Source organism: Huijunlia imazamoxiresistens, assembly GCF_037132455.1.
Classification (GTDB): Bacteria; Bacteroidota; Bacteroidia; order Chitinophagales; family Chitinophagaceae; genus Flavisolibacter; species Flavisolibacter imazamoxiresistens.
Genome location: NZ_JBBBEI010000095.1, coordinates 1 through 926 on the forward strand (window position 1 = coordinate 1; position 926 = coordinate 926).

Consider the following 926-nt stretch of genomic DNA (forward strand, 5'->3'; position numbering starts at 1 on the left):
AACTTTTCGCAGTTCTATGAGCTGCCGCTGCTGCGCAACCCCGCCCTGGCCGGCATCTACAACGGCGATGTGCGCCTCACCAGCGCCTACCGCAACCAGTGGCAGGCCGTCACCACGCCCTACCAGACCATGGCCCTGGGCTCCGAGGTGAAGTTCGCCGTCAGCGAGGCTTCCAACGACTACTTCTCCCTGGGCCTGCAGGTCACCAACGACGTGGCCGGCGACTCCCGCATGGGCAAAACACAGGTGCTGCCGCTGCTGGCCTTCCACAAGTCGGTCAACGGCGACAAGGACTCCTACCTCTCCGCCGGCTTTTTGGGCGGGGCGGTGCAGCACCGCTTCGATCCCACCAAGCTCACTTTTGACGACCAGTTCGTGGGCGGCTCCTTCCGGGCTACCAACGCCACCCGCCAGACCTTCAGCAATACCAACGTCACTTATTGGGATGCGGCCGCCGGCCTGAGCTACTCCTCGGTGATGGGCTACGATACCCGCTACTATATCGGTGCGGGCCTGTTCCACTTCAACCAGCCCAAGGTGGCCTTCAACCGCGCTAATGACTTTAGGCTGAACCGCAAGTTCGTCTTCAACGCGGGCCTGAACGTGCCCACGGGCGAATGGGACCGGCTGACCCTTTACGGCGACTACTTTGTGCAGGGCGGCAACAGCCAGGGGCAGGGCGGCTTTCTGTTCACCCACAACCTGCTGCAGGAAGACGAGGAGGAGTCGGTGGACCTGGTGGGCGGCCTGTTCTGCCGGTGGAACGATGCGGTGATCCCGATGGTAAAGCTCAATTACTACAAGCTGGCGGTGGGCCTGAGCTATGACGTGAACATCTCGAAGCTGAAGACGGCCTCGAACCTGCGCGGCGGCATGGAGCTGACCCTTTCGTACAAAAGCTTTCTGAACATCCGCAACTCCTCGCT

General features: G+C 61.8%; 1 protein-coding gene. It reads left to right on the forward strand.

The window, feature by feature from the left end; all coding sequences use genetic code 11:
* Positions 1–926 (forward strand): PorP/SprF family type IX secretion system membrane protein (locus V9K67_RS27015; protein WP_336728242.1); only part of this gene is annotated, 926 nt, incomplete at both ends.